1 pseudogene is annotated in these 520 nt (G+C 56.5%); it reads right to left on the reverse strand.

Features of this window, described 5'->3' with window-relative positions:
• Nucleotides 1–224 precede the first annotated feature (224 nt).
• Nucleotides 225–442: pseudogene (locus tag FOY56_RS23435) on the reverse strand (IS5/IS1182 family transposase); the annotation flags it as partial.
• Nucleotides 443–520 lie beyond the last annotated feature (78 nt).

Raw genomic sequence — 520 nt, forward strand, 5'->3', positions numbered from 1 at the left:
ATCCGCATCATCGAGACCGCAAACGGAAACACCTCGATATTCGCCGATGTGGACGGGGACACAATAGCTGACATGCGTGTGGTCGTGATTGGCGTCACAGGGCTGACCGAAAGCGATTTCCTCTTGTGAATTAGCACGGCTGCAATCATCCTGCCTGAAGTGTATAGAACGGCTCTGTTGCACAAAGCTTGTGATACCCGAGGTTCCCCTTTCCCCGGACGGATTCATACCTCGGCCTCTGTGACAGGGATGCCAAGGGCGGTGTAGCCATTCATGACGGCGATGCGGACCTGGACTTCCGCGACCTGACGGTCGAAGTCCGCGCCATGAGGCGCTGCCCCAGCAGTTTCACGCGGTGCATCTTGATCTCGACGCGGCTCCGGCGGTGGTATCCACTCCAGTTTCGCCAGATCGCGCGTCCGAGGTATTTCGAAGCTCGCAAGGTGTTGAATGTCACTGAGAACTGACCCGGTATCGCCCTGAATTGTCACTGAGAATTGACCCATGTGAACACACTTCC

It is taken from the genome of Falsiphaeobacter marinintestinus, from assembly GCF_007923355.1.
Lineage (GTDB): Bacteria > Pseudomonadota > Alphaproteobacteria > Rhodobacterales > Rhodobacteraceae > Phaeobacter_A > Phaeobacter_A marinintestinus.